At 70.3% G+C, this 22,389-nt stretch carries 20 protein-coding genes; 12 read left to right on the top strand and 8 right to left on the bottom strand.

Annotated features, from left to right (window positions below; translation table 11 throughout):
- Positions 1 to 125: 125 nt before the first annotated feature.
- The 4 genes from VZF99_RS13265 to VZF99_RS13250 all read right to left on the bottom strand — a co-directional run bounded on the left by VZF99_RS13265 (position 126) and on the right by VZF99_RS13250 (position 5,927).
- A complete protein-coding gene (locus VZF99_RS13265; protein WP_407335019.1) occupies positions 126 to 674 on the bottom strand; it encodes a hypothetical protein in 549 nt (182 codons plus the stop codon).
- 198 nt (positions 675 to 872) lie between these two features.
- Positions 873 to 3,149 carry an AAA family ATPase gene (locus VZF99_RS13260; protein ID WP_407335018.1) on the bottom strand — a complete coding sequence of 759 codons (2,277 nt, stop codon included), beginning with the start codon at positions 3,147 to 3,149 and terminating at the stop codon, positions 873 to 875.
- A gap of 51 nt (positions 3,150 to 3,200) precedes the next feature.
- Positions 3,201 to 4,388 (bottom strand): alpha/beta hydrolase family protein, encoded by a 1,188-nt coding sequence (locus VZF99_RS13255; protein ID WP_132062516.1) that lies wholly within the window; start codon positions 4,386 to 4,388, stop codon positions 3,201 to 3,203.
- A 102-nt stretch (positions 4,389 to 4,490) separates the two neighbouring features.
- Positions 4,491 to 5,927, bottom strand: coding sequence for a M20/M25/M40 family metallo-hydrolase (locus VZF99_RS13250; protein ID WP_407335017.1), 1,437 nt, complete (start codon positions 5,925 to 5,927; stop codon positions 4,491 to 4,493).
- Positions 5,928 to 6,007: 80 nt separating this feature from the next.
- Here VZF99_RS13250 and VZF99_RS13245 point away from each other — a divergent pair, with 80 nt between their 5' ends.
- The gene (locus VZF99_RS13245) at positions 6,008 to 6,772 is read left to right on the top strand and encodes a hypothetical protein (protein ID WP_407335016.1); all 765 of its coding nucleotides are present in this window, start codon (positions 6,008 to 6,010) and stop codon (positions 6,770 to 6,772) included.
- A 25-nt stretch (positions 6,773 to 6,797) separates the two neighbouring features.
- Here VZF99_RS13245 and VZF99_RS13240 read toward each other — a convergent pair whose 3' ends face one another.
- The gene (locus VZF99_RS13240; protein WP_407335015.1) at positions 6,798 to 7,517 is read right to left on the bottom strand and encodes a hypothetical protein; all 720 of its coding nucleotides are present in this window, start codon (positions 7,515 to 7,517) and stop codon (positions 6,798 to 6,800) included.
- Between the two features lie 7 nt (positions 7,518 to 7,524).
- The gene (locus VZF99_RS13235; RefSeq protein ID WP_120286076.1) at positions 7,525 to 8,001 is read right to left on the bottom strand and encodes an SRPBCC family protein; all 477 of its coding nucleotides are present in this window, start codon (positions 7,999 to 8,001) and stop codon (positions 7,525 to 7,527) included.
- A gap of 285 nt (positions 8,002 to 8,286) precedes the next feature.
- Between VZF99_RS13235 and groL the strand changes: the two genes are divergently transcribed.
- From groL to VZF99_RS13200, 7 genes are all read left to right on the top strand, one after another.
- Positions 8,287 to 9,909 carry a chaperonin GroEL gene (groL, locus tag VZF99_RS13230; RefSeq protein WP_067719261.1) on the top strand — a complete coding sequence of 541 codons (1,623 nt, stop codon included), beginning with the start codon at positions 8,287 to 8,289 and terminating at the stop codon, positions 9,907 to 9,909.
- Positions 9,910 to 10,153: 244 nt separating this feature from the next.
- Positions 10,154 to 10,297: a hypothetical protein gene (locus VZF99_RS13225; RefSeq protein ID WP_167457909.1), complete on the top strand. Its 144-nt coding sequence runs from the start codon at positions 10,154 to 10,156 to the stop codon at positions 10,295 to 10,297.
- A gap of 48 nt (positions 10,298 to 10,345) precedes the next feature.
- On the top strand, positions 10,346 to 10,501 hold the full coding sequence (locus VZF99_RS13220; RefSeq protein ID WP_167507209.1) for a hypothetical protein: 156 nt from the start codon (positions 10,346 to 10,348) through the stop codon (positions 10,499 to 10,501).
- Between the two features lie 411 nt (positions 10,502 to 10,912).
- The gene (locus VZF99_RS13215; RefSeq protein WP_253002448.1) at positions 10,913 to 11,053 is read left to right on the top strand and encodes a hypothetical protein; all 141 of its coding nucleotides are present in this window, start codon (positions 10,913 to 10,915) and stop codon (positions 11,051 to 11,053) included.
- A gap of 126 nt (positions 11,054 to 11,179) precedes the next feature.
- Entirely contained in the window at positions 11,180 to 11,353 is a 174-nt protein-coding gene (locus VZF99_RS13210; RefSeq protein WP_253002447.1) for a hypothetical protein, read from the top strand.
- Positions 11,354 to 11,721: 368 nt separating this feature from the next.
- Complete coding sequence (locus tag VZF99_RS13205; RefSeq protein ID WP_185950894.1) at positions 11,722 to 12,837, top strand: alpha/beta hydrolase-fold protein; 1,116 nt, start codon at positions 11,722 to 11,724, stop codon at positions 12,835 to 12,837.
- Positions 12,838 to 12,977: 140 nt separating this feature from the next.
- The gene (locus VZF99_RS13200; RefSeq protein WP_407335014.1) at positions 12,978 to 13,880 is read left to right on the top strand and encodes an alpha/beta fold hydrolase; all 903 of its coding nucleotides are present in this window, start codon (positions 12,978 to 12,980) and stop codon (positions 13,878 to 13,880) included.
- Here the strand turns inward: VZF99_RS13200 and VZF99_RS13195 are convergent.
- Positions 13,840 to 16,023 (bottom strand): prolyl oligopeptidase family serine peptidase, encoded by a 2,184-nt coding sequence (locus VZF99_RS13195; RefSeq protein ID WP_407335013.1) that lies wholly within the window; start codon positions 16,021 to 16,023, stop codon positions 13,840 to 13,842. The genes VZF99_RS13200 and VZF99_RS13195 overlap by 41 nt on opposite strands.
- 171 nt (positions 16,024 to 16,194) lie before the next feature.
- Here VZF99_RS13195 and VZF99_RS13190 point away from each other — a divergent pair, with 171 nt between their 5' ends.
- Together VZF99_RS13190 and lpdA are read left to right on the top strand one after the other, a co-directional pair.
- The gene (locus VZF99_RS13190; protein WP_167457905.1) at positions 16,195 to 16,350 is read left to right on the top strand and encodes a hypothetical protein; all 156 of its coding nucleotides are present in this window, start codon (positions 16,195 to 16,197) and stop codon (positions 16,348 to 16,350) included.
- A 123-nt stretch (positions 16,351 to 16,473) separates the two neighbouring features.
- Positions 16,474 to 17,865 (top strand): dihydrolipoyl dehydrogenase, encoded by a 1,392-nt coding sequence (gene lpdA, locus VZF99_RS13185; RefSeq protein ID WP_407335012.1) that lies wholly within the window; start codon positions 16,474 to 16,476, stop codon positions 17,863 to 17,865.
- Between the two features lie 163 nt (positions 17,866 to 18,028).
- On the opposite strand, the gene VZF99_RS13180 is transcribed toward lpdA, so the two are convergent.
- Positions 18,029 to 18,811, bottom strand: coding sequence for a hypothetical protein (locus VZF99_RS13180; RefSeq protein ID WP_407335011.1), 783 nt, complete (start codon positions 18,809 to 18,811; stop codon positions 18,029 to 18,031).
- A gap of 257 nt (positions 18,812 to 19,068) precedes the next feature.
- Between VZF99_RS13180 and VZF99_RS13175 the strand changes: the two genes are divergently transcribed.
- Both VZF99_RS13175 and VZF99_RS13170 read left to right on the top strand, forming a co-directional pair.
- On the top strand, positions 19,069 to 19,800 hold the full coding sequence (locus VZF99_RS13175) for an HAD family hydrolase (protein WP_407335010.1): 732 nt from the start codon (positions 19,069 to 19,071) through the stop codon (positions 19,798 to 19,800).
- Positions 19,797 to 22,292, top strand: a complete 2,496-nt coding sequence (locus tag VZF99_RS13170) for a glycoside hydrolase family 65 protein (protein ID WP_407335009.1) — start codon at positions 19,797 to 19,799, stop codon at positions 22,290 to 22,292. Before VZF99_RS13175 ends, VZF99_RS13170 begins: the two co-directional genes overlap by 4 nt.
- The last annotated feature ends 97 nt before the right edge of the window (positions 22,293 to 22,389 follow it).

The following is a 22,389-nucleotide window of genomic DNA, read 5'->3' as shown; positions in this document are numbered from 1 at the left end:
CTCCTCTCCTTGCGTCGAACGGACGACGACATGCGGACGCACCCGCAGCGAGACGGCGGGGAGTCGGTGGTCGACCGGGGCGTGGTTCTGTGGTCACTTTACAGAACGGTGTCTCTGACCCGTCATCACCGCAGGTGGAGGCGGGTAGCGGCGCTGAGTAGCGCCGCGATCGAGGCCTCGGTGGAGGTCTGCCCGAACCCGAGCGCCCACGTCTCGCGGCGACCACAGCTGGCGCGCAGGATGGTGCACCACGATCCGGCCTCGCCGAACGCGTGGCCGTCGTGCCGGTGGCCCTCGTACTGGTGGAACTTCTCGATCTCCGTACGCGCGCCGACCTGGCTCAGCATGTCGGACATCGCGGTGACGTCCCCGCAGGACTCGGTGGTCAGTCGGCGGGCGGTGAAGTCACCGGGCGCGTCCCCGGCGGCACGGGTGGCCAGGATCGCCTCGTAGGCGATGATGCCCCGACCCAGCGGGCGGCGGGAGAAATCGGCCAGATGAAAGCGGTCGGAGGACGGGGCGTAGGTGTCGAGCAGCGTGCGCCAGTCCAGGCCCGCGGCCTCGGAGGCGAACCCTCGTGGCAGCCGGCGGCCGAATCGATTCGCGAAGGGGCAGATGGGAGAGCCGGTGGTCGCGTGGGGTCCGCCGAACGTGGGATTCGCCGTGGGGGTCATGGAGTTCTCGCTTCTGGTGCGTCGGTGAGATGACCGACGTCAGAAGGAGCAACCACGCAACGGGGGTGCCGGTCTGTCAGGCCCCGTTACGTCCGGTTACTACGAGAATCTTCCGCATGGTCAGACACTCTAGGCCGCCGGCGTGAATCCCGGCAAGCCCGTGGCGCCCCGCCCCCGCGCGCGGCACCCTCGCGCTGCTCAGCTCTCGCGACGCTCGGCGTACTGCCGGAGGTCCTCCACCTGCACGGGGTCGAGAGAGGGTCTGACCGCGCGGCGGGCGCGCGCCACGTCGTCGGCGGTGACCTCGGCCGCGTTGATGTCGCGACGCATCGCGGTCAGCGCCGACTCCCGGAGCAGTGCGGCGCAGTCCGCGGCCGAGTACCCGTCCAGGTCGGTCGCGAGCTCGGTCAGGTCCACGTCGTCGGCCAGCGGGACGTCCCGGCCGGCCGCCCGGAGGATGTCCGCCCGGGCCTCGGCGTCCGGCGGGGGGACGAACACCAGGCGTTCGAGCCGCCCCGGACGCAGCAGGGCGGGGTCGATGAGTTCGGGCCGGTTGGTGGCGCCGAGGATGACCACATCACCCAGTGGCTCCGCACCGTCGAGTTCGGTGAGCAGGGCCGCGACGACCCGGTCGCCGACGCCCGAATCGCCGGACTGGCCCCGCCGCGGGGCGAGCGCGTCGATCTCGTCGAGGAACACCAGCGACGGCGCGGAGTCCCGGGCCTTGCGGAACAGGTCGCGGACGGCCTTCTCCGAGGACCCGACCCACTTGTCCATGAGCTCGGCGCCCTTGACCATGTGCACTGTCAACCGCCCGCTCGCGGCGAGGGCCCGCACGACGAACGTCTTGCCGCAGCCCGGGGGACCGTACAACAACACGCCCCGCGGAGGCTGGACCCCCAGCCGTTCGAAGGAGTCGCGGTGCTGCAGCGGCCACAGCACCGTCTCGGTGAGCGCCTGACGTACCTCCTCCATGTCCCCGACGTCGTCGAGGGTGATCGATCCGAGGCTCAGCTCCTCTGTGCCGGACCGGGACAGCGGCCGGATCACGCTGATCGCGCCCAGGAGGTCGTCCTGCTCCAGACGGGCGACGGGGTGGTCGGGCGCGGGGTGGTCGGGCGCGGGGTCGCCGTGCGCGGGCCGGTCGGTGACGCCGTTGCCCGCGGCCCGCCCGGCCGCCCGCAGGGCCGCCTCCCGGGTCAGTGCCCTCATGTCGCCGGCGACGTACCCGGGGGTGCGCTCGGCGACGGCGCGCAGGTCCAGCGTCCCGGTGGGCACGTTTCTGAGCATGACCTCCAGCAGCGCGGCGCGGTCGGCCGCGTCGGGCAGGGGCAGGTCGAGCACGCGGTCGCAGAGGTCGGGCTCGCGGAGCCGGGCGTCGGCGTCCTCTGGGCGCACGCAGGTCGCCACCAGCACCGATCCTGGGGACGCCACCACCGACCGCAGTCGGTCGAGGACCAGCGTGGACACCGGCTCGGGCTGGGCGGGGAGCAGTGCGTCGACGTCGGTGACCAGCAGGATCCCGCCATTCTCGCGGGCCCGCTCGGCGGCGGCACGTACCGCCTCGAGTCGTGAGGCGGGGTCGAGCGCTCCGACCGAGGGCCCGTCGACCACCTCGAGCCGTCGGTGGCCGGCGACCGAGCGGACCAGCGTCGCCTTGCCGACGCCCGGAGGTCCCGCCACCAGCACCCCGAGGTGCGGCGACGCGCCCAGCGTCCGCAACAACTCCGAGCGGTCCAGCGCGAGGGAGAGCCATTGCTCCAGCACTTCGGCCCGGTCGGCGACCCCGACGAGGTCTTCCCTCGCGACGGCCGTGATGGCCGAACCCGGGCCGTGCACGCCGGTGACGGCAGGAGCCGGCGTGGTGCGGGGGCTCGTCGTCGTTCCCGTACTCGCGGCCCCCGTGCCCCCGGTGCCCACGCCGGTCACGATCGCCGTGGTGGGCTGCACGGAGACGGTCCCGCCGGGCACGGTCGCGATGACGGTGAGCAGTTCGGTGCTCCATGCCGCGCCCATGGTGTTGCGCAGGGTTCGGGTGGTGTCGGAGGTGGGGAAGTCGGGGCCGAGATCGCGCGGCATCAGCGTGACCGAGTCCCCGACCCGCACCACCTTGCCCAGCAGCGCCGACCGCAGTACACGCTCGGCGACACCGCGGCCCGCCGGCGGGAGGCCCTGGACCTCGACGGACTGCGCGCCCGTCACCTGCGCGGCCCGCACGGTCACCCGCGCGTCCTCGCCCAGGCCGCAGTTGGCGGCCACCACCTCGTCGACCACCAGCACGCCGCTCGGCGCGCCCGTGGCCGCGGCGGCGACCACGGCGCCCGTGGTGCGGGCGCCGATGATCTCGATGGCATCCCACTCGCGCATCCCCAGCGCGAGGATCACCTCCGGGTGTGCGCGGACGATCCCCCGTCGGGAATCGGCCGCGGACGCCGACAGACGCAGGGTCAGGTCAAGATCCGGGCGGGAGTTCACGGAGGTGAGCGTATCGCGGCGAGCGCAGGACCCCCTCCGGCCCCGGCGGGGTCACAGCGCGCCGCGGATGGCGTTCCAGGCGACGGGGATCTGACGCGAGTAGTAGGACCAGTTGTGCAGCCCGGTGGGCAGGTGGTCGATCGTCGCCGGGATGCGCAGTTCGCGCAGGCGGCGGTCCGCCGCGCGTGTGCACTGCCCGGTCGCCTGCTCCAGCGCCATGCCGGCGACGAAGTTGGCGGCGTCGTTGTTGTAGTCCTCCCAGTCGCCCGGGTTGGCCACGCCCGTGCCGGACGAGAGGTAGATCGCCTTTCCGCGCAACTCCTCCGCGTTGATCAGCGCGTCGTGGTCCGCCCACTGAGCGTTGCCCGGCTCGCCCCACATGTTGGTCAGCGTGGCGCCGCGGCTCTCCACGGTGTAGCGGGTGAGGATCTGACCGAGCGTGCCGGTGGAGTAGCAGCCCGAGACGCCGAAGACGGCCCGGTAGAGATCGGGGTGGCGGGTGGCGATGGTGACGGCCGCGCCAGCGCCCATCGAGATCCCGCCGATCGCGCGGCTGCGGCTGGTGCTGACCTCGGGTTCGACCAGGGCGGGCAGGTCGCGGGTGATGAAGGCCTCCCACTTGCTGATGCCCAGCACCGGGTCGGGCTCGTTCCAGTCCGCCCACATCGAACCCTGGCCACCGGTCGGGATGATGAGGTTGACGTTCTCGTCCGCGAACTGCTCTGCCGCGCCCCACTGCATGAAGCCGCTGGGGAGTTCGGAGCCGACACCGTCGAGGAGGTAGAGGAACGGCGCGTTCTGATTACCGTTGGGCGCGCGGTAGACCTCGACGGTGATCCCGCGCTTCATGTCGGCCGAGTCGATGAGCCACCGCTCGTAGCGTCCGTCGATCTCCTTGCTCACGACGCGCGTCTCGGTGATGTTCGGGTTGGGCTGGGGTGCCGGCGGCGGGGGTCCGGCGAACATGTTGGGGGAGAATCCGAGTCGGTTGGCGATGCCCATCATCGACGACCCGGACGAGCCCGGCAGGTTGCCGAAGTAGAGGAGCTGGCTGAGGCTCTCCGGCGAGATGGTGCCGAGAGCACCGTTGGCGATCTGCTCCGGGCTGATCGACCCCGGCAGTCCCTGCGCCTGCGCCGGGGCGGGGAGCAGTCCCACCGTCAGTGCGGCGGCGGCAGCGGTCGCGAGGAGGGCGCGGCCTGCGCGGGTGACGCGGTGGGCGAGTGCGGGCACGGGCATGGCGGCTCCTTCTTCCGGGCAGCCGAGACCTGGTCGAACCGCCACTGGTGACAGTATCGGTCCACGGGCGTCACACCGTTACCGGTTCGCCGGGCCGGGGGCTCAGCGGTAGCGCTGCAGGAACGCCGCCTCCGCCAGTGCGATGCGCTCGATCTCCCGCGGGTCGACGCTCTCGTCGGGGGAGTGGATCGCGGCCGCTGGGTCCTCGACGCCGAACAGTGCGATGCTCGTGTCGGGATGCGCCCGCTGCAGCGCGGTGCACAGCGGGATCGATCCGCCGGAGCCGACCACGGCGACCTCCTCCGCACCGTAGGCCTGCACCAGGCACTGCGAGAGCAGGTCGTGGACCGGGTCCGAGCCGCCCGCCGGCACCGAGCGGAACGGGTGGCCGACGGCCTCGGGTTCCACCGTCACCCGGGCGTTCCACGGCCTGCGCCGCTCGATGTGCGCGGTGAGTAGCCGCTGCGCCTCGACCGGGTCGATCCCGGGTGGAACGCGCAGGTTGACCAGGGCGCGGGCTCGGGGTTGGACGGCGGCGATCGCCCCCTCGACCGGCGGGCAGTCGATCCCCAGCACGGTCACCGCGGGCCGTGACCACACCAGGTCCGCGAGCGGGGCCGCCGTGGAGACCTCCACCCCGTCGAGGATCCCGGCGTCGGCGCGGAACGTCTCTTCGGGGTAGGCCTGCCCGTCCCACTCGCCGGTGAAGTCTAGGCCGTCGACGGTCGTGGCGCCGGTGGCGGGGTCGCGCAGCGAGGCGAGGATGGAGATGAGGGCGGCGAGCGCGTCGGGCGCCGCGCCCCCGAACTGTCCGGAGTGGACCCCGGCCTCCAGGGTGTCGACGACGACGACGAGGTTGGCGATCCCCCGGAGGCTGGTCGTGAGCGTGGGGGTGCCGACCGAGACGTTCCCGGAATCGGCGATGAGGATCGCCTCCGCCGCCACCAGGTCGGGCCGCGACGCCACGAGATCGTCCAGGCCCCCTCCGCCGGTCTCCTCGAAGCCCTCCACGACGAGTCGGATCCCCAGGCCGTCCAGCGGGTCCGCCCCGGGGTCGCCGACCTCGTCGTCGTCACCCAGGGCGGCGAGGGCGCGCAGGGCGGCGAGGTGCACGACGAGGTTTCCCTTGCAGTCCGCGGCACCGCGGCCGTACCACCGGCCGTCGCGCTCGGTCAGTTCCCACGGCGAGGACGTCCACTCGCCCGGGTCCCCGGAGGGCTGGACGTCGTAGTGGCTGTAGAGCAGCACGGTGGGGCGGCCGGGTGCGGCCGGGCGGTGGGCGAACACCGCGCGCGACCCGTCGGACGTCTCGATCACCTCGACCGAGTCCGGGCCCAGGCCCGGGATCGGCAGGTCCGTGAGCAGGCCGCGGACGAGGTCGCTGGCCTGTGCGCAGGCATCCGGCTCGGCATCGTGCACCGACGGCAGGGCGACGAGATCGGCGAGATCGGAGCGGGCCCGGTCGAGTTGGGCGGCGACCGCGGCCGCGAGCGGGGCGAGATCGGCGTGGGGGTCAGCGAACGCGGGGGAGTCGGCCATGCGCACAGAGTAGTTGCCCGCTCCGACACGACTCGGCGACATGAACGGAAAGTGAACGCAGCATGAAGTATGGTGTGCACATGAGTAGCTTTGTGATCGTCGTCACCCCTGCTGAGAAGGAGCTCCGCGAGCTCACCTCCGTCGAGGAGTTGCCCGCACATGTGCGGGCGGACCTCGAGGCGCTGTGCGACGAGGTGTCGGAGCGGTTCCCGGAGGCCGAGGCGATCGGCGAGACCGGCGCTCTGTGCTCGCGCCCGGAGATCGACGGCGTGGGCGTGGTCATCCGGCCCGAGGTGATCACCCGCCCACTCGTGGTCAACGCCGTCATGCGGTACGCCGCCCCGCGCCAGCTCCGCGTGACCTCGCCCGAGCTGGGACTGGCGGCCGACCCGCGCGAGCGCATTGATGTCGACGTCCACCGTCGGCCCACCATGGTGGGCGCAGGGATCGCCGACCACGCGGTGCGCGGTCGACCCCGCGGCACGCTGCCGTGGGTCACCCGTGAACTCCTGGGCCAGCTGATCGGCAAGCTCCTGATCGACGGCGACCGGTTGGAGCTGGAGGTCGACGGCGAACGCTGCTTCCGCTTCGAGCGGTCTGGCGACTGCCTGCTCATCCAGGCGAAGGACGGGCCGGACGTCCCCGTGCGCCGGCGGACCGTCCCGGTTGACGCGGCCGACGCCGCGGCGGACGCCGGCTGGGCGTGGGCCCGCTGCGACCAGGGGTGGGCGGAATTTTTGCCGCGTGACGCGCGGACGGAGGATGCGCGGACAGATGACGTGGTCGCGGAGCCCGCCGGGGGCGATCCCGCGACGGGCGGCCGCGACTCCGCCACCGCGGCCTGAACCGGGTGGCCGCGCCCGGGTGGCGTCACACCGAGATGTCGTAGCGCAGGGACGCCACCACGGCGTCGATCGTCTCCGTGGGCTGCACGCCGGCCTCGCCCTCGTCGGACATGAGGACGAACACCAGTGAGGCCGGCGCGCCGTCCGGGCCCCGCGTGGACACCGCGATGGTGTCGAAGCGGATGGTCGGCGGGGTGCAGTCGTTGCGCGGGGGACGCACCTCGCCGCGCAGCGAGACGTACCAGGCGGGCACCCCCGAGACCCCGATGCTGCGGGCATCGGGGACGGGGACGTCGGCACCGGCCTGGGTGAACCGTCGGTCGATCGAATCCGCCATGGCCCGGGACGCCGATTCGGCTTGTTCACGCGCCTCGCCCGGTAGTGCCGTCGCGCTGATGCCGACCAGGGTCCGGAAGCTCAGGCCCCCGAGCCGGCAGTAGCCACGGTCGGCGATGGCGTTGGCGGTGGTGACGTAGCCCGATCCCCAATCCGATCCGGGGTCGCCGGCGTCGTGGTCGACCCCGAACGGGTCCCCGACCTCCCACCCCGGCGGAACCGAGTACACAAGCCCGGTGGGGCTGCGGACGTCCTGCCAGTCCGCGGGCGGTGGGCCGGCGGCCAGGGTGGGCCCGGGCTGCTCACGGGTGGGCTCGTCGGTGTCGTCGCCGCCGCCCGACCACAGGGCGCAGCCGGAGAGCGACGCGAGGAGCGAGCCCGCGATGAGGGCCGCGGCGGCCCGGGCCATGCCGGCCTCAGCCCCGCTCGGCGAGCGCCTTGATCCGCTGCAGGGAGGTGGACACGCCCCGGTCCAGCTCGCTGGTGAACGACTTCTGACCGCCGAACACCTTGTCCGTGAGGAATCGGGAGATGAAGGTCAGCCCGTCCGGGACCTCGCGACGCTCGGTGAGGAGCGTGCCGCCGGCGGGGGTCGGCTCGAGGTCGAAGACCCAGATGGTGGTGTTCTCGGTGATGCGGTTCGCGAACCGGCGGCCGGGCTCGAACTCCACCACACGGCTGGTCGTGGGCCACAGGAGCGGCCCGCGCTTGTTGAGGTTCAGCGCCCACGTGCCCTTGGCGGTGCGGCCGCCGAGGGGGAAGATCTTCCAGGCCTGGCTGCTCCACTGGGGGGCGTTGCGGACCTCGGAGATGACCTCCCAGACCCGGGCCGGCGGGGCGTCGATCTCGATGGAGCTCTCGATGGCGCCTGCTGCGGCGGGTTCGGTGGGCATTGACGAGCCTTTCGAGCGAACGGGTGGGACGGCGTCTCGATGGTAGGGCAGGGCCGGGCGACGTGAGGGTCGTTCGCCGAGCGCGAATCAGCCGTCCGGGCCTTTGCACTCGTCGGGGGCGAGTGCTAGAAAAGCGATTGGCACTCGGCTACCCTGAGTGCCAGCAAGATCTGAGAACCGAGGTCGCAAGGTGAGGCGCGGATCCGACACGGTCCGCACCGTCCGTCGCGGGCACCGACGCTGACCACACGCGTGTCACCCCATACCCGGAGGATGATTCACCCCATGGCAAAGATGATCGCGTTCGACGAAGAGGCCCGGCGCGGCCTGGAGAGCGGTCTCAACCAGCTCGCCGACGCCGTCAAGGTCACGCTCGGCCCCAAGGGCCGCAACGTCGTGCTGGAGAAGAAGTGGGGCGCCCCCACGATCACCAACGACGGCGTCTCCATCGCCAAGGAGATCGAGCTCGAGGAGCCGTACGAGAAGATCGGCGCCGAGCTGGTCAAGGAGGTCGCCAAGAAGACCGACGACGTCGCCGGCGACGGAACCACCACCGCCACCGTTCTCGCCCAGGCGCTCGTGCGCGAGGGCCTGCGCAACGTCGCCGCCGGTGCCAACCCCATGGGCATCAAGCGCGGCATCGAGAAGGCCGTCGAGGCCGTCACCAAGCACCTGATCGACTCCGCCACGGAGATCGAGACCAAGGAGCAGATCGCCGCCACCGCGGGGATCTCCGCCGGCGACCCGGCCATCGGCGAGCTCATCGCCCAGGCCATGGACAAGGTCGGCAAGGAGGGCGTGATCACGGTCGAGGAGTCCCAGACCTTCGGTCTGGACCTCGAGCTCACCGAGGGCATGCGCTTCGACAAGGGCTACATCTCGCAGTACTTCCAGACGGATCCGGAGCGCCAGGAGGCGGTCATGGAGGATCCGTACGTCCTGCTGGTCTCCGGCAAGGTCTCCACCGTCAAGGACCTGCTCCCGCTGCTGGAGAAGGTCATCGGCGAGAACAAGTCGCTGCTCATCATCGCCGAGGACGTCGAGGGCGAGGCCCTGTCGACCCTGGTCGTGAACAAGATCCGCGGCACCTTCAAGTCCGTCGCCGTCAAGGCCCCGGGCTTCGGAGACCGCCGCAAGGCCATGCTGCAGGACATCGCCATCCTCACCGGTGGCCAGGTCATCTCCGAGGAGGTCGGCCTCTCGCTCGAGACCGCCGACATCTCCATGCTCGGCAAGGCCCGCAAGGTCGTCGTGACCAAGGACGAGACCACCATCGTCGAGGGTGCCGGAGACCAGGGTCAGATCGAGGGTCGGGTCAACCAGATCCGCGCCGAGATCGAGAACTCGGACTCCGACTACGACCGCGAGAAGCTCCAGGAGCGTCTCGCCAAGCTCGCCGGCGGCGTCGCCGTCATCAAGGCGGGCGCGGCCACCGAGGTCGAGCTCAAGGAGCGCAAGCACCGCATCGAGGACGCCGTGCGCAACGCGAAGGCGGCCGTCGAGGAGGGCATCGTCGCCGGCGGCGGCGTCGCCCTGGTCAAGTCCGAGGTCGCCATCGATGGCCTGTCCCTCGAGGGCGAGGAGGCCACCGGCGCGAACATCGTCAAGTTCGCGCTCAGCGCCCCGCTCAAGCAGATCGCCCACAACGCCGGCCTCGAGCCGGGCGTCGTGGCCGAGAAGGTCCGCAACCTGCCGGGCGCCGAGGGACTGAACGCCGCCACCGGCGAGTACCAGGATCTCCTCGAGGCCGGCATCAACGACCCGGTCAAGGTGACCCGCTCGGCGCTGCAGAACGCCGCGTCGATCGCCGCGCTGTTCCTCACCACCGAGGCCGTCGTGGCCGACAAGCCCGAGCCCGCCGCGCCCGCCATGCCGGGTGGCGACGAGATGGGCGGCATGGGCTTCTGATGTAGCCCATCCCAGCACGCGGCCGTGGCCCGCACCGGAGATCCGGTGCGGGCCACGGTTCTTATCGGGCTCTCCTGGGGCATTGGGTCGCGTAACAGGATCGTCACGTGGGTCGTCCCGCGTGAAACGTCTGTGACCTGCGGTTAAGGAACGGTTTCGTCTCTGGTGGCTGCTGAACGGCCGCCCTAATGTCTGTGTCAGGCGCCCCGGAGGGCGCCGATACACACTGAGAACGGAGACCTCCATGCCCAACTTCGGTCAACTGTCCGACCTCTTCGGCGGAATCACCGACATCCTCGGCGCCGTCGTCTTCTTCACCGGGTCCCTGGGTGGCGAGGGTGGGGTCAACGACTTCATCGGCGCGATCACGAGCATCAGCGCCGAATAGCCGTCACGACCCACCCACGACACACCAGAACACCTCTAGGAGCAGACGATGACCTTCCCCGAGTTCGGATCCCTTGCCGGCGTCAGTGGCGCACTGGGCTTTCTCAACGACTTCCTCGGCGCGTTCGGAGACATGTTCTCCGGCCTCGCGTACTTCACCGGAGGTGACTTCCAGGAGGCGCTGACAGGAGGCTTCCTGCAGTGACACGAGCCCCGTCCGGGGCGGCGACTGCCCCTGACGGTTCCGAATGCGGCCCGCGCGATCTCCCTCGCGCGGGCCGCTTCGGCGTCTCCGGAGGGGTGCGCGCCGGGGTGACACCAGCACCCACGGTGATCCCCGAGGGTGAACAGGAAGTGACGTCGGAACGGCGCTCACCAGCGACAAGTGTCCGGGGGGAGACGCGTGAGGGAACTTCTGTGGAGGATGGCCGATTAATGAGTCTTCTTAAGCATCGGTGGGATACAGTGGCCCAGGACACGGGCCCGGGATAGGTGCCTGGCCAGCGTCAAGGGGAGGATCTGAGACGCGCGTCACGATTGACATCAACGCGACTTAGGTTAACCTTACCGAGGGCCCCACGAGTCGGGGCGACATCACAGCAAAAGGGAGAAACGCATGCCTGACTTCAGCGCCATCAGTGCCGCGCTCACCGCGGTCAAGAACCTTCTCGACGGCATCACCGGTATGACCGGTTCGCTCGCCGGCGACGGCCTGGACACCGTCCTGGGCAGCCTCGGCGAGTCCGTTCCCGAGTGACCTGAGGTCCCCTCCCGGAATCAGCTTCCGGGCCTGTGCCGCGACCGCGGGCCTGACAGCGGTCACCCCTTGCAGTTTCCCGAGTGACGGAACACCGCACTCGCCACGTACGTGAAGGAGAAAAACATGGGCAGCGAAGCATTTGGCGCCGACGGCAGCCTGGGCGGCATCCTCGGCAAGGAAGGCACCTTCGGTGTCGTCGCGGATATGCTCGGCTGGGTCAACAACCTGGTCAAGGGCATCGGCTACTTCGCCGGTGGCGACCTCCAGGAGGCTCTGGGTAAGGGCTTCATGGCCTGAGTCGTCCACCGACTAGAGGAAGGGCCCCGGACTGGCGTCCGGGGCCCTTCCTCGCACCCCTGCCGGTCGCCGGTACTTGCCCCGTGGGAGATCCGCGAATATAAGTTTGTTCATACCGGTAACGGGGCGCGGGTCACCGTCGATAATGTTGACGTGAGCCGCACCGGCCGGCTCTGCGGTTACCCTCCGTTCACCTGACTGTGGGAGCCTCGGAGCGTGCCCCGCGGATGCAATACGCACAACCTGCGGACGCAATAGTGGTACTACTGTGTCTAGTGGGACTTGTGTGACTACTGGGAATCGGGTTAGCGTTCCCGCAGGAATGCCCGGGTCCGTCTGTGAACAACGAGAATGTAAGGCGTCGAAATATGCGTTCAGTGAAGCGGTTCGGCACGAAGGTCGCGACAGCGGCCCTCGCTGCGGCCATGGTCCCCGTCGTCGCCACGGGCACGGCCCAGGCCCAGGGCGGAAGCATCCAGTACACCAAGGCCACGGCCGCGAACAAGGTCGTCGAGACCAAGCTGCCCGACGGCCGCATGATCGTCTCGGTGTGGTCGGACAAGATGGCGATCGAGGTCCCCAACATCGTCCAGCCGCCGCGTGACGGCAACGCCGGGGCCCCGGTGCTGTACCTGATCAACGGTGCCGGCGGTGGCGAGGACTCGGCCACCTGGCAGGCGCAGTCCGACGTCAAGAAGTTCATGTCCGACAAGGACGCGTGGACCGTCACCCCGATCGGCGGCGCCTTCTCGTACTACACGGACTGGCAGCGGCACGATCCCAACGTCCAGACCCGCTTCGCGCGCGAGACCGACCGCCCGATGGCGTTCGAGACCTACCTCGCCGAGGAGCTCCCGAACCTCTTCGAGGGCCGCTACGGCGGCAACTACCAGGGCCGTAAGCGTGGCCTCGCGGCGATCTCCATGACCGCCACCTCGGTCCTGACGATCGCGCAGAAGCACCCGGGCAGGTTCCAGGCCATCGGCTCGTACTCGGGTTGTGCCGAGACCTCCACGCCGATCGGCTACCAGTTCATCAACATCGTCACCGGTATGCGCGGCGGCGCGAACCTCGACAACATGTGGGGCCCCTTCCCGGGCGAGCCCCGCACGGGGACCAACAACTGGTTCGACAACGACCCGGTCTGGGGTGCCTTCCGCTTCCAGGAGCAGATGAAGAACAACCAGCTCCCGGCGATGTTTATCTCAACCGGCAACGGCCTGCCCGGGCCGCACGAGTCGCTTGAGAACTGGCGTCTGCGCAACAGCATCCCGGCGCTGGCCAACCAGGCGATCGTCGGCGGCGTCATCGAGGCGGCCACCCAGTACTGCACTGCCAACCTCGCCCGCCGCTTCGGCGAGCTCGGCATCCCGGCCCACTTCGACTTCGCGCCCAACGGTACCCACTCGTGGGGCTACTGGGAGGACGACCTCAAGCAGTCCTGGCCGATGATGGGTCGCGCCATGGGCGCCAGCTGGGGCTGAGCCTGATCCCCTGATCCAGAGCGGCGCACGCGCCGCCCCGGACCTCCACGAACCCCGCACCACCGACGACCGGTGGTGCGGGGTTCGTCGTATCCAGGGGTGACCGCGCAGACCGGAGCGTAGTCCGGCATCCTGTACACATGACCACAATGGAGGACCCGCAGCGGGTGGAGCTGCAGCACTCGGACGGCAGCACGAGTCCGCTGCTGATCGTCGAGACGGCTCGGCGGGACGAGAGCCGGCCGGCGATCCTGGTGCTGCCGGGCATCGCCGTCGGCGCCCGGTACTACCTCCCCCTCGCCCGCGCGTTGGCGGCCGAGGGCGTCGACGTCGCCATCACCGAGCTCCGCGGTCAGGGTGAGAGCACCTACCGCATCGGGCGTCGCAGCGGCCCGGCCGGCTACCACGAGAGCGCCGCCGAGGACGTCCCGCTCGCGTTGGACGCGATGGAGCAGCGTCTCGGCACCCAGTCCGTCGTGCTGCTGGGTCACAGCATGGGCGCGCAGATCGGCGTCTACCACCTCGCCCGCCACGACCCGCGGGTCGTGGGCCTGATCGCCGTGGCCGCACAGTCACCGTTCCACCGGGGGTTCCCGGGCTCCTTCGGGCACAAGCTGCGCGCCGCGTCGGTCATCCTCCCGACGCTGGCCTGGCTGTCCGGGCACGTGCCGGGCCAGTTCTTCGGCGCACAGGGGAGGATCCCGGCCGACCGCGTCCGCGACTGGTCCAGGCTCGCCGGACGCGGCGTCATGCAGCCGGCACGGGCGGACCTCGACTACCCGGCGGGCCTCGCGCAGGTCACCGTGCCGGCGCTGGCGGTGGCGATCGCCGACGACCCTCTGGCCCCGGCCGGCGCGGCGCGGAACCTCCTGGCCATGCTTCCCTCGGCGCGGACGACGCTGGAGCTGGAGCCGGAGGCGCTGGGCCACAACGCGTGGGCCCGCCGCCCCGCCGAGGTGGTCGCCCGGGTGCTGTCGTGGATCGACCGCGAGCTGGGTGCCGTCACCCCTGGTGGGGACGACGACGAGGTAGTCGGCGCCTGAAGAACTCGTAGGTGAGGACCGCCTTCCGGGCCTCCTGGGAGTTGTCGGCGGCGCCGGCGTGCCCGCCCTCGATGTTCTCGTAGTACCGGACCTCGTGTCCCGCGTCCTCCAGGGCGGCGGTCATCTTGCGGGCGTGGCCCGGATGGACGCGATCGTCCCGGGTCGAGGTGGTCATGAGGACCGGCGGGTAGCGGACCTCCGAGGCGGGCCGGATGTGCTGGTAGGGGGAGTAGGCACCCAGGAAGTCGTCCCAGTCGGCGGAGTCCGGGTCCCCGTACTCGGCCATCCACGACGCTCCGGCCAGGAGCAGGTGGTAGCGCTTCATGTCCAGCAGGGGCACAGCGATCGCGAGGGCACCGAAGAGCTCCGGATAGCGGGTGAGCATGACGCCCATGAGCAGGCCGCCGTTGGACCCGCCGGTCGCCCCGAGCTGATCGCGGGTCGTCACGCCCTCCTCGACGAGGGCGCGGGCCACGGATGCGAAGTCCTCGAAGGCCCGGGGACGATTCTCTCGTACGGCGGCGCGGTGCCACGACGGCCCGTACTCGCCGCCGCCGCGGATCCCTGCCACGACGTACACCCCGCCCTCCTCGAGCCAGAGGGCACCGCGCAGGGCGGCGTAGGCGGGGCGCATGGACACCTCGAACCCGCCGTAGCCGTAGAGGATGGTCGGGCGTGGTCCGGCGGGGCCGGGCCCGCGCATGACGGTGTAGGGCACCTCGGTGCCGTCGTCACTCACGGCGGTGTGGCGGGTGACCTCGATTCCGGAGGTGTCGAACCGGTGCGGCGTCGAGCCGAGGGTGGTGGTGCTGCCGTCCGCCCGGAGCAGGACCAGCGACGGCGGGACGACGGGCCCGGAGACCGCGAGCACCGCGTCGTCGGGGTGTGGGCGCTCGCCCGCGTAGGTAGGTGCGGCTGAACCGGGTGCGGTTCCTGATACCGGGTCGTCGTCCATCCCGGAGAGCCGGTCGCAGGACAGCACGTCGACCGAGACGTGCTCCGGCAGGCCCTCGACGGGCAACGGGGACCACTCGCCGTCGGCGGTGTCGGGGAGGGAGAACGCGTCGATCCGCGACTCGGTGTCGTCGAGGACGGTGAGCAGGATCCGGCCGCGGCCCCAGTTGACGTCCTCCACGGTCGTGGACGGGGTGGGGGAGAACAGCACGACGGGCTCCGGCAGCCGACCCGGCTCGGCGTCGACGGCGGCCCACGGCACCACGAGCACCGACCCTCCGGGGTGGGAGCGGCCGGCGATCTCCAGATCGGTGCGGGGGCGCAGCATGAGCCAGTCGCCGCACGAGGTGACGTCACAGTCCTCGGGCACGGGCACCGCGAGTGGGGTGGTGGAGGCGGGGTCGGTGCCCGGGGTCCAGAACACCTCCTGCGAGGTGTGGAAGTCGGGCGCCCGGCTGGCCAGGAACCGCCCGGTGACGGGGTCGTGCGAGGCGCCCACCGCGACGTCGTCGGTGCGGCCCTCGAAGATCACCGGGGCCTGGGCGGGATCGGTCCCGCGACGCCAGAGCCGCACCACACGCGCGTACCCCGAGTCGGTGGCGTCGGAGCCGTCCGGGTCCAGCGGCGCGGTGAGGAGCACGGTGTCGCGGTCCACCCAGGACACCGAGCACTTGGCCTCGGGCAGGTGGAACGCCCCCTCCCCGGCGGTGACGAAGCGGCGCTCGGTCAGATCGAACTCCCGGACCTCCACGGCGTCCGCGCCCCCGCGGGACAACCGCAGGAGCGCCCGGTCGTCGACGGGACGACGCACGACCGTGCCGGAGTACACCCAGTTGACGCCCTCCTCGTCGGCGAGGGCCCCGACGTCCACGAGCGTCTCCCAGGCCGGGTGGTCGACCCCCGGCGCCCCGTCGGCCAGCACGGTCCACGGCACCCGGCGCCACAGCCCGCGGGGGTGGTCACCGTCCTTCCACAGCGTGTAGGCGTACCGGCCGCGCAGGACCGGCCACGCGATCCGGTCGGTGGCGTCGAGGATCTCCAGGGCGCGGGAATGCGCGGCTTCGGCATGATCGCCGGTGGCGAGATCTGCGACCGTCCGGTCGCTGCGCTCACGCACCCATCCGAGCGCCTCGGGGGAGTCGACGGCCTCGAGGTGGAGGAACGGGTCGGAGGTCGTGGTGTCGGTCATGCCCTCGATGATGCACGTGATCAAGCGAACAGACCGAAACCCACCCCGGATGTTCACAGGCTCTTGTTACGCGTTCGTGAGGTCAGTAGCATCTTCCGTAGCTGCGGGTCGACTGACCCGGCCATTCCCGATCAACGCGGGAGTGCATTTCAATAAACGGAGATACACACAATGGGTTCCATCACCGACCTCTTCAGCGCCGGTTCCGGCGAGTCCGGCTCCCTCAGCGGCGGCAGCGCCACCGGCAACATCACCGACACGATCGCCGAGACCATCGGCGAGCTGGTCGCCACCGCCCTCAAGTCGGTCCTGGGCAACCTGTCCTGATCCTCGCTCACGCGAGCGCCCGCGCCGCCTTCTCCACACGGAGGGGGCGGCGTCGGTCATTTCGGGTGCAGTTCCGGCCCGCTCCGCCGTTCCGGTGCCGCCGGGAGCGCTACCCTGAGTGTCGTGGCTGACACTCATTACGATCTCATCGTCCTCGGCGCGGGCCCCGGTGGCTACGTCGCCGCCATCCGCGCCTCGCAGCTCGGCCTCAAGGTGGCCGTCGTCGAGGAGAAGTACTGGGGCGGCGTATGCCTCAACGTCGGATGTATCCCCTCCAAGGCCCTCCTGCGCAACGCGGAGCTGGCCAACACCGTCCAGCGCGACGGCAAGCTCTTCGGTATCTCCGGGGACGTGAGCTTCGACTTCGGCGCCGCGTTCGACCGCAGCCGTAAGGTCTCGGACAGCATCGTCAAGGGCGTCCACTTCCTCATGAAGAAGAACAAGATCACGGAGATCGACGGTTTCGGGAAGTTCACCGACGCCAGGACGATCGAGGTCGACGGCACGGAGTACACCTTCGACAACTGCATCATCGCGACCGGTTCCGTGGTCAAGACGCTTCCCGGGATCGAGTTCAGCGAGAACGTGGTGGGCTACGAGGAGCAGATCCTCACGCGCGACCTGCCCGACTCGATCGTCGTCGTCGGCGCGGGGGCGATCGGCATGGAGTTCGCGTACGTGATGAACGCCTACGGCGTCGACGTCACGATCGTCGAGTTCATGGATCGGCTGCTGCCGAACGAGGACGAGGAGGTCTCCAAGGAGATCGCCAAGCACTACAAGAAGCTCGGCATCACGCTCCTCACCGGCCACAAGACCACCTCGATCAGCGACAACGGCGATTCGGTCGAGGTGGAGATCGAGTCCAAGGACGGCGAGGACACCCGGACCGTCACCGTCGACAAGGTGCTCATGGCCGTCGGGTTCGCCCCGCGGGTCGAGGGCTACGGGCTGGAGAACACCGGCGTCGAGCTGACCGACCGCGGCGCGATCGACATCGACGACAACATGCGGACCAACGTCGACGGCATCTACGCGCTCGGCGACGTCACCGCCAAGCTGCAGCTGGCGCACGTCGCCGAGGCCCAGGGCGTGGTGGCGGCCGAGACCATGGCCGGCGCCGAGACCCAGTCGCTGGGCGACTACCGCATGATGCCGCGCGCCACCTTCTGCCAGCCGCAGGTCGCCTCGTTCGGGCTGACCGAGGCCCAGGCGAAGGACGAGGGCTACGACGTCAAGGTCGGCAAGTTCCCGTTCTCGGCCAACGGCAAGGCCCACGGGCTCGGTCACGCGACCGGGTTCGTCAAGGTCGTCGCCGACGGCACGCACGGCGAGCTGCTGGGCGCCCACCTCATCGGCCCCGACGTCTCCGAACTGCTGCCCGAGCTGACCCTGGCGCAGATGTGGGACCTCACCGCCGAGGACATCGCCCGCAACGTGCACACGCACCCGACCCTGTCCGAGGCCATGAAGGAGGCCGTCGAGGGCGTCGGCGGCCACATGATCAACCTCTGACAGCCTGCGGCGGGCCCGGCACCGGGTCCGCCGGCCCCCGGCCCCCGGCCCGTCCCCGCAACGAGAAGACCGTTCCGCACACCTCCCTCTCGAGGGACGTGCGCGGAACGGTCTTCTCGCCGCGGGGCCACCCGACGGGGGCCCGCCGCAGTGTGCCGGGCGACTACTCGGCGTTGAGGATCTTCTCCATCTGCGCGACGTAGATCGCGTCCAGGGCGCCGGCCGCGGTCGGCAGGACGGGGTCCGCCGCCGGGTCGTCACCGCGGGCCGCGTACTCGACACTCACGGTGGTGTCGCGGGCGAAACCGTGGATGGCGATGGCCCGGCTCAGTGCGCGCGTGCCGTCCGGCCGCGTCGTGATGAAGTCGCTGGTGACCCGGAAGCCCTCGGTGCCGTCGATGGCCGGGGCGTCGGTGACCGTCATGTTCAGCTCGACGTTCGGGTTGGCGGCGCTGCGCGAGGTGGTGCACGCCTCGTAGAGGGAGCGGTCCATGAACTCGTCGAGCCGCTCGCCCACCATGCCGATGCCGAAGCGGTGCTCGGTCTCGTCCTCCTCCGACTGCTTGTAGCGGACGGCGGCGGTCACCCCATCGGTGGTGGCGTGGTTGGAGACGGTCTCCAGGCGCGAGACCTTGTCGCACGCCGGGTCCTCCATGAGCTGGCGGCCCTGGTCGGCGACGAGCTTGTCCACCGCCTCCTGCAGCAGCGGACGGTCGACGACCTGGACGACGCCACCACCGGGCGCCTCGCCCTCCGACAGGACGAGTTCCTCCACGGGCGCCTGTGGCGCGGACTGAGCCACGGTCTCCGAGGTCTGGGTCTCGCTCGTGGGCTCGCCGCCCCGGGGGTCCTCCTCGTCCGACGAACAGGCCGTGAGAGCAGCCGCGGTGGCCAGCGCGAGGCCGGCGATCGCGACGCGGCGGGGGGTGCTGGTGCGGAGGCGCATCTCTCTCCTTTGTCTTTCGGTTACCCCTCATAGTGCCACCGGGCCCGCCGGTTCTGTGCATCAAGGCTGCGCGCGCCGCCGCCCGGTGATCGACGCCGACCGCTCCGGGGGGCCCGAAGTCGGGGGCGGCGCCCGGGCGGGGGGAAGCAGTGGAAATCGCCGGGTGGGACTAGCCTTGGTCCGTCACCGGACGAGCCCGATCGGCGCCCGGACGAACACCCCGACCCGTCAAACCGACCCGGAAATAGGACAACGCTATGGACCATGACGGTGTGGACGCCGTGCTCTTCGACCTCGACGGGGTCATCACCCCGACGGCCGAGAAGCACATGCAGGCGTGGAATCGGATGTTCACCACCTACTTCGACGCCCGGGGGATCGACCCGTACTCGGATGAGGACTACTTCCGGTACATAGACGGCAAGCCGCGGGTGGAGGGCATCGCGTCGATGCTCGCCGCGCGGGGCCTCACCCTGCCCGAGGGCGACGACGACGACAACGACCCGGATGCGGACACGGTCCACGGGCTCGGTCTGCGCAAGAACGTGATCTTCCGTGAGTTGCTCGACGAGGGCATCGAGGCCTACCCCGGGTCGGTGGCGTACCTCGAGGCCCTCGACGCCGCCGGCATCGCCTCCTGCGTGGTCTCCAGTTCCAAGAACGCCGAGGCCGTGCTGACCGCCGCCGGGCTGCGGGACCGGTTCGAGGTGATCGTCGACGGCCTCGTCGCTGCTGCCGAACGGATTCCCGGCAAGCCCCGGCCCGACACGTACCTGCGGGGCGCCGAGCTGCTCGGAGTGCCCGCGGACCGCTGCGTGGTGATCGAGGACGCCGTCTCCGGTGTGCAGGCCGGCGCCGCCGGCGGGTTCGCGCGCGTGGTCGGCGTGGACCGCGGAGCCGGGCGTGAGACCCTGCTCGCGGAGGGCGCCGACCTCGTCGTCGTCGACCTGGCCGAGCTCATCCCCGGACTGACGGAGGCGAACCGGTGACCCGTATCCCCTTCTCCCGAGGACCGGTCCACGACACCGTCGGTCAGTCCGTGCCCGGCAACATCCGCACCACCTACGGCGTGAACCTCCGGAGTCACCTCGAGGTCCCCGAGATCAACCGCTCCACCCACCCCGCCGACCCGTGGCGTTGGGTCGAGACCCGCCCCAACGCGTCGCCGCTCGGGGTGTCCGAGACGCAGTTCGCGGTGGCGAACGGCTACCTGGGCATGCGTGGCAACCCGGAGGAGGGGCGCGACTCCGCCCAGCACGGCACCTTCGTCAACGGCTTCCACGAGACGTGGAACATCCAGCACGCCGAGGACGCCTACGGGCTCGCCCGCGAGGGCCAGACGATGATCCAGGCCCCCGACACCAAGACCATCCGCATCTACGTCGACGACGAACCGCTCCGGCTATCCGTGGCCGACCTCGAACACTACGAGCGCAGCATCGACTTCCGGGACGGGGTGCTGCGTCGGGAGATCGTGTGGCGCACCCCCGCCGGGAAGAAGGTCGTCATCCGCACCAGCCGGATGGTGTCGATGGTGGAGAAGCACCTCGCGGTGATGACGTACGAGATCGAGCTCCCGGACGAGCCCGCCCCCGTGGTGATCTCCTCGCAGGTCCTCAATCGGCAGGACGGCGAGGACGAATACCATTCCTCGGCGCAGGACGCCCCGGCAGAGGGCTTCGACCCCCGCCGCGCCGAGGGACTCGAGCACCGGGTGCTCGAGCCCCAGGTCACCGAGGACCATGGCGGGTACCACGTGCACGGGTACCGGTGCACCAACTCGGGCATGACGATCGCCGTCGCCGTGGACCACCTGCTCGAGACCGAGGACGACGTGGCCATGAGCCACGAGATCGACGACGACTCCTCGAAGATCGTCTACCACGCCCATGTCACGCCGGGACGGGTACTCAGGCTGACCAAACTGGCCGCGTATCACACCTCCGAGGTGGTTCCCGCGAGCGAGCTGGCGGACCGGTGCTCGCGCACCCTGGGACGGGCCCGCGTGCGTGGGGTCGAGGACCTGCACCGCACCCAGCGGGACTGGTACGACCACTTCTGGGATCGTGCCGACGTCGAGGTGGAGGGCCCCGCGGAGACGCAGCAGGCCATCCGGTTCAACCTCTTCCAGCTGGCCCAGGCCTCGGCACGGGCCGAGTACAACGGCATCGCCGCCAAGGGCGTCACCGGTAGTGGCTACTCCGGCCACTACTTCTGGGACACCGAGACCTACGTCCTGCCGTTCCTGACGTACACCATGCCGCGGTTCGCCCGGAACGCCCTCCGCTTCCGCTACAACATGCTCGACAAGGCGCGGAACAGGGCCAAGTACCTCTCCGTCAAGGGCGCCCTCTACCCCTGGCGGACCATCAACGGTGAGGAGGCGTCGGCCTACTACGAGGCCGGCACCGCCCAGTACCACATCAACGCCGACATCGCGCACGCCATGGTCAAGTACATGTGGGCCACCGAGGACCAGGACTTCATGATCCGCGAGGGCGTGGACGTGCTGGTCGAGACCGCGCGGATGTGGGTCTCGCTCGGCTTCTTCGACGGCGACGGAATGTTCCACATCCACGGTGTGACCGGGCCGGACGAGTACACCACGGTCGTGGACAACAACCTGTTCACCAACGCCATGGCCCGGTTCAACCTCGTCGCCGCCGCGATCGCCTGCAAGCGGATCGCGGCGTTGGGTGACGGCCAGTGGGAGGCCGTCTGCCGACGGCTCAAGCTGCGCGACGACGAGACCAGCGAATGGCGGCGTGCCGCCGAGAACATGGTCATCGCGTTCGACGAGGAGCTGAAGGTCCATCCACAGGACCAGGACTTCCTCGCGAAGGAGGTCTGGGACCAGGACCTCGAGGATCCCCGCCGGCCACTGCTCCTGCACTTCCACCCGCTGGTGATCTACCGGCACCAGGTCCTCAAGCAGGCGGACGTGGTGCTGGCGATGTTCCTGCGCGGAGACGAGTTCACCGAGGAGGAGAAGCGGGCGAACTTCGAGTACTACGACCCGTTGACCACCGGCGACTCGACACTGTCCGCCGTGGTCCAGTCGATCATCGCCGCCGAGATCGGCTACTGCGACGAGGCGTTCGAGCACTTCTCCAAGGCGCTCGTGGTGGATCTGGCCGACGTGCACGGCAACGCCGCCGACGGCATCCACGTGGCCTCCACCGGCGGGGTGTGGTCGGCCCTCGTCAGCGGGTTCGGCGGGATGCGCGACTACCGGGGTGAGATCTCGTTCGACCCGCGGGTGCCCGCGGAGTGGACGGGACTGACCTTCCGGTTGACGGTGCGGGGTACGCACGTGCGGGTGCGGTGCACCCACACGGAGATCACCATCGAGAACCTCAACGGCGCCGATTTCGCGTGCTCGGTCCAGGGCCAGCCGGTGACCGTACCGGCGGGGCGGACGATGTCGATGGAGCTCGATGCCCGGGCTCGCGTCTGCCTGCCCTGCGTCGACGCGGGCTGAGCGGCGCCCCCGCCGATGCCCACCTACGCGCCCCCTTCGGCTTGCGCGTTCGGAATGCCCGACCTGAGGCCGGGTGCGCGCCTGGAAGGGTCCATTG

This window comes from Dietzia kunjamensis (genome assembly GCF_045689975.1).
GTDB classification, from domain to species: domain Bacteria; phylum Actinomycetota; class Actinomycetes; order Mycobacteriales; family Mycobacteriaceae; genus Dietzia; species Dietzia kunjamensis.
This window is presented reverse-complemented; position numbering and strand designations above follow the sequence as displayed.

What these genes read in the sequence shown, in the direction of transcription:
- VZF99_RS13225 (WP_167457909.1), top strand. Translation starts at nt 10,154, where the DNA reads ATGCCCAACTTCGGTCAACTGTCCGACCTCTTCGGCGGAATCACCGAC.
- VZF99_RS13255 (WP_132062516.1), bottom strand. Translation starts at nt 4,388, where the DNA reads ATGCCCGTGCCCGCACTCGCCCACCGCGTCACCCGCGCAGGCCGCGCC.
- VZF99_RS13245 (WP_407335016.1), top strand. Translation starts at nt 6,008, where the DNA reads ATGAGTAGCTTTGTGATCGTCGTCACCCCTGCTGAGAAGGAGCTCCGC.
- VZF99_RS13250 (WP_407335017.1), bottom strand. Translation starts at nt 5,927, where the DNA reads ATGGCCGACTCCCCCGCGTTCGCTGACCCCCACGCCGATCTCGCCCCG.
- groL (WP_067719261.1), top strand. Translation starts at nt 8,287, where the DNA reads ATGGCAAAGATGATCGCGTTCGACGAAGAGGCCCGGCGCGGCCTGGAG.
- VZF99_RS13195 (WP_407335013.1), bottom strand. Translation starts at nt 16,023, where the DNA reads ATGACCGACACCACGACCTCCGACCCGTTCCTCCACCTCGAGGCCGTC.
- VZF99_RS13180 (WP_407335011.1), bottom strand. Translation starts at nt 18,811, where the DNA reads ATGCGCCTCCGCACCAGCACCCCCCGCCGCGTCGCGATCGCCGGCCTC.
- VZF99_RS13205 (WP_185950894.1), top strand. Translation starts at nt 11,722, where the DNA reads ATGCGTTCAGTGAAGCGGTTCGGCACGAAGGTCGCGACAGCGGCCCTC.
- VZF99_RS13235 (WP_120286076.1), bottom strand. Translation starts at nt 8,001, where the DNA reads ATGCCCACCGAACCCGCCGCAGCAGGCGCCATCGAGAGCTCCATCGAG.
- VZF99_RS13265 (WP_407335019.1), bottom strand. Translation starts at nt 674, where the DNA reads ATGACCCCCACGGCGAATCCCACGTTCGGCGGACCCCACGCGACCACC.
- VZF99_RS13210 (WP_253002447.1), top strand. Translation starts at nt 11,180, where the DNA reads ATGGGCAGCGAAGCATTTGGCGCCGACGGCAGCCTGGGCGGCATCCTC.
- VZF99_RS13175 (WP_407335010.1), top strand. Translation starts at nt 19,069, where the DNA reads ATGGACCATGACGGTGTGGACGCCGTGCTCTTCGACCTCGACGGGGTC.
- VZF99_RS13190 (WP_167457905.1), top strand. Translation starts at nt 16,195, where the DNA reads ATGGGTTCCATCACCGACCTCTTCAGCGCCGGTTCCGGCGAGTCCGGC.
- VZF99_RS13215 (WP_253002448.1), top strand. Translation starts at nt 10,913, where the DNA reads ATGCCTGACTTCAGCGCCATCAGTGCCGCGCTCACCGCGGTCAAGAAC.
- VZF99_RS13200 (WP_407335014.1), top strand. Translation starts at nt 12,978, where the DNA reads ATGACCACAATGGAGGACCCGCAGCGGGTGGAGCTGCAGCACTCGGAC.
- VZF99_RS13240 (WP_407335015.1), bottom strand. Translation starts at nt 7,517, where the DNA reads ATGGCCCGGGCCGCCGCGGCCCTCATCGCGGGCTCGCTCCTCGCGTCG.
- VZF99_RS13220 (WP_167507209.1), top strand. Translation starts at nt 10,346, where the DNA reads ATGACCTTCCCCGAGTTCGGATCCCTTGCCGGCGTCAGTGGCGCACTG.